The sequence below is a fragment of the Candidatus Aminicenantes bacterium genome, assembly GCA_011049425.1.
Lineage (GTDB): Bacteria > Acidobacteriota > Aminicenantia > UBA2199 > UBA2199 > UBA876.
Genome location: DSBM01000005.1, coordinates 1 through 4351, shown reverse-complemented (window position 1 = coordinate 4351; position 4351 = coordinate 1). Strand labels below are relative to the sequence as shown.

The 4351-nt window shown below is 58.6% G+C and carries 3 protein-coding genes; all 3 read right to left on the bottom strand.

Annotated elements, in window-relative coordinates:
* Nucleotides 1-714: hypothetical protein (locus ENN40_00425; GenBank protein ID HDP93809.1), on the bottom strand; the 714-nt coding region annotated here is incomplete at its 3' end.
* On the bottom strand, nucleotides 689-2137 hold the full coding sequence (locus ENN40_00420; GenBank protein ID HDP93808.1) for a hypothetical protein: 1449 nt from the start codon (nucleotides 2135-2137) through the stop codon (nucleotides 689-691). The genes ENN40_00420 and ENN40_00425, both read right to left, overlap by 26 nt.
* A gap of 18 nt (nucleotides 2138-2155) precedes the next feature.
* Nucleotides 2156-2593, bottom strand: a complete 438-nt coding sequence (locus tag ENN40_00415) for a prepilin-type N-terminal cleavage/methylation domain-containing protein (protein HDP93807.1) — start codon at nucleotides 2591-2593, stop codon at nucleotides 2156-2158.
* Nucleotides 2594-4351 lie beyond the last annotated feature (1758 nt).

Here is a 4351-nt window from a genome sequence, read left to right as displayed (position 1 = left end):
GTCGAATGCGTAGGGGTCATGTTTCAGAGAATGGTGGAACATGGAGCGTACCGGGTTGGGGATGACAAAGGTCAGGACTATAAGGACCAGCAGGGCCATTACCCAGCGTTTCCGGTGCCGGGGGATGCTGAAGAATCCGAACACCACGATGCCGATAAAGGCGGCTTTGGAGGAAGAGGCGAACACGCCCGCCAGGTTCACAGTCAGCAATATCCAATAGAAAGCGGCAAACCCTTCCCGCAAAAAAGAGAGCAGCAGTAGCACCGCCAGGCCGGACAAAACCCCCTGGAGGATGGGATTGGTAAAAAAGAACCCCGGATTGAGAGGCATGCCCGCCAAACGCAGGACAATGGTGACCAGGGATGTTATGGAAATCAGGTAAATCAGGGTGCGAACGGCTTGCTCACGGTCACGGCGGCCGTTGTCGAATGAGATGATGATCAGCGCCACCAGGACCAGGTCGCAGAGGAAAAGCAGGGAGTTCTGGCGGTTGGGAGCGGTCAGGACAGACCCAAGCAGCAACAAGACAGACAAACCCAGGCCGGCGCAGAAACCGCTGGTAATGATGTGGCGCTCCGCCAGGAAAGCGCGAAAAAGCAAAACGGCCGCCAGCAGGGCGAACCCCAGGAAATAGGCTTTGGAGTCCTTGGCTGGATACAGAATGACCCAGGCCGCGATCAGGGCGAAGTCAATTTGATCCGTCAGTTTTCTCATGGTTGAAAATGGCTTCCAGCGATTGCTTCCAGCGCGCGTATGGCACATGGTCGGGCCGGCGTTGAACCGCCCGCTCCGCGTGGTACAGGGCATCCTGGAAACGCTCCTGGTCCAGGCGTACGTGGCTCAAAAGAAAATGACCGTAGGGTGCCCCCGGTTGGATTTCAAGCGCTCGGCTTGCGGCGTTTGCAGCCGCGTCCAGATGGTGATTGAGCATGTGCACCTGGGCTGCGCCCAGGTGGGCGGCGGCATTCCACGGGTTCCATTTCAGGCTGGTTGAAAAGGCATCGGCGGCCTGGGGCGATTGTTGGCGCGAGAACAGGATGCGGCCTTCCTGTAGCGCGTCCCGGGAGATCGCTGTCGCCAGCAGCATCGCGGCCAGGGGCAGGATGGGCAGGAGCAATCGCGTGGCGGGCGCGGTGTGGCGGCGGTACACCTGGGAGAGGGCGATGATTAAAAGAAAACCTGCGGCAAAAAAATAGACACCGATGTCGATCAGGTTGTAGATGGCCAGCACGACCAGCACGGCCAGGTGAGGGGCTGAGAGACGTACGGATACGGGCCGGAGGCGCCGGCGGTAACGCCATAACAACATGATCAGAAACAGGTTGAAGAGCAGGCCGGTTTCCGCCACCTCCTGGAGCAGGGCGTTGTGGGCGTAAATGGAGCGGGCTTCGTTTGGTTGCGTGACGGTGCTGACTTCCGAAGCGTAATTGCCCAGACCGATGCCGAACCAGGGGTTCTGTGTGACCAGGCGCGTGGCCTGTTGCCAGTTGGAGAGGCGCAACCGCGCCGGATCCAGGCGCTGGGCTTCACTGAAACGCAGGCCCGTGATCACGAACAGAAACAAGAAAATGGCCATGAGGGCCGGGGCCAGGACGCGCGGGGTCAGGATGCCGCAAAAAAAGAGGTAGGCCAGGGTCCCGGCCGCCAGGTAGATTACGCCGCCGAAAGACTGGGTCAACAGCAGGTTGATTACACCCGCAAGCAGCAGCATGGCCCAGCCCAGGCGGGCCATGCCGTTTTTGCGGATCAGAAAGTGCAGGATGTAGATGATCAATACCGCGCAGACAATGGCGTACAGGGTGGGCAGGGTAAAGATGGCAAAAATACGCCCGCTCTGGATGCGGATGGCGATGGTGCGGGAGAACTCATCCGTTCCTTCCTGAATCCACTCCAGGTAACGGGGGAAAAGCAGGGTTTTTTGCAGAATGCCGTAAACAAACAGCAGGCCGGATACGGTTGCGACAACCAGGGGCAGAACGCGATTCAGTTCAACGGTGCGGAAAAACAGGAACAACAGGACCAGCAGGGTGAAATGGCCCGCGGCCAATACCACGGCGGGTACGGTACCGGCCAGAGAAAGATTGAGGATGAAAAAAAAAGCGGCCGGCACCAGCAGGTACCAGCCGCTTTTGGGCATTCGTGAGATGCAGTGCTGTTAGTTGACTTTGGGTCCGTAGGTGAAGGTGCCGTTGGAGAGGATGATGTCGTAGTTGAAGTGCTCGAGGCTGGAAACGGTGTACTGGCCTTGCTGATCCCAGCCGGCGAAAGAGGTGTCGCGGCCGCTGGAACCCAGGGAGTACTCGTCCAGGTTGGTGGTGCCCCGCACGTACAACCAGGTGTGTCCCCAACCGTCACGCTCGGGGAGTTTCAGGATGTGGAACTTGCCGATGGCGGTCAGATCATTGGGTGAGATGGAGTTGTCCACCAGGTAACTGCCGATGGCGTTGCCGATGGTCTTCATGTCGCCCATGGTGGCCTTCTGTTTGCCGCGCTGCAGGGCGGTCAGAAGGTTGGGGATGGCGATGGCCGCGACGATACCGATGATGGCCACGACGATCAGCAATTCAATCAAAGTAAAACCTTTCTTGTTCATGCATACCTCCTGTGAGTTGCATACATTGCGTTGGTCTGACTTACTGTAGCAATAAAGATGCCACGACAAATTGCCCCGAAACCGTGATAAACATGTCCGCGTCAGCCTTGAAATGCCGAATTTTGCGGTTTTGGGGTGACACTATTTGTCATTATGGACCAGGGCTTGCAGCCCGGCGACCCGATTTTGCCACTCCGGGTTGTCTTGATGTCTCAAGGCGAGACGATACCAGGTGATGGCTGTTTCCGGGCGTTTCACGTGGTCCAGAAAGAAGCGGCCGATGCGGGCATGGTCCGTTGCGCTTGAAAAAACTGCTGCTGCAGCGTTCACCTTTTCTATTGCGATTGCCTCGTTGCCCGCCTGAAAATCGATCCAGGCGGAAAACAGGCGGTTGTCCAGGTTGTCCTCACTATCCAGCATTTTCAGCAAGGCGGCCGCGGCCAGGGGATTGTGATGATCCAGGTAAAAACCCACTTTTTCCAGGGAGGACATGCCGTTGAAACGCCGCGCCATGTCCGCGGTGTTCCATGACGCGCGGTTCCCCAGGGCGATGCGGGCCGCTTTCTCAACTGCTGACGCGGCAACCCAGTTTTCCCGGCCCGCCAACAGGCGATGCAACAGCACATGTGCGTCGGGTCTCCGGGGGGATTGGCGGACCAGGTTCCGCAAACTGGCTAGCGCCTCTTCGGGATTTCCCCGGGCGGCGGCGATGCGGGAACGCAGCAGTTCCGCCTCGAAGGCGTTTGACGGAATCAACGGTTCCGCGGCTTCCAGGTGTTTTAAGGCGGCGGCGTAATCCAGGCGTTCCACTTCCAGCTTGGCCAACAGCAACCGCTGGTTCTGAAATGTGAGCCGCTGCACGCGCATGCCCTGGTTGCGTTGCAGCAGCGCGTAGGCGGCCAGGTCGTGCTTTTCCCGGTAATGGGCGCCGGCCAGCTTCAGGGTGAGGACCGGATGTTCGGGATGATCTTCCAGTGCGCGCTGCCAGTAGGTGAATTCATCCCGGTGGGCGGTGTTGTGGTTAATGGCGGCCGGCAGAAAGAACAACAGAATGGCGGGAAAAATCACGTACCGGGGCAGGCGGGGCAAGCGCTCGATACCATGGGCCCACAACCAGAACATGCCCGTGGAGGCGGCCATCATGTAGCGGGTGGAAAGGCTGAAGGGCCACATGGAGGTAAGTCCCAATACAATGAAGGGTACCAGGAAAACCGCGATCAATGCCATGGGAAGGCGTACGTATTCGAGACGGGGAAAGCGAACCATTCTGATGGACATAACCGCAATCACAAGCATGGTCAGTATTCCACCAATGATATGGACCGGCGTTTCCACTTCGGTGACAAAGTTGAACAACGGCGGGTGAAACGGCAGCAAAAGGGTGCCCGCGTAGTGGCCCAATACGAAGAGCCCGCGTGTGACGTATTCCAACGGGTGGGGCGTAATCAGCATCATGACGGAGCCGATACCCAGCAGCAGGTGCTTGACGGCCAGGAAGGCGGCGCCGATGCCCAGGAACCCGAGGTGATAAACACGTTGGCGCCATTTTGTTTTCGGCGGGTCGGCCAGCAGGAAGAGGGGAATAAAAAACAGGGCCGTTTCTTTGGACATTATCGCCAGGGTGAACGATGCCCAGGCGGCGGGGATCACCCAGGCGCCGCGGCTTTTGCCTTTGCGCAAAAGAATCAGGGTGATGGCTCCCCACAGCAGCATCATCAGGTCGCCGCGGCCCACCACCCAGGTCACATTGCCGGGATT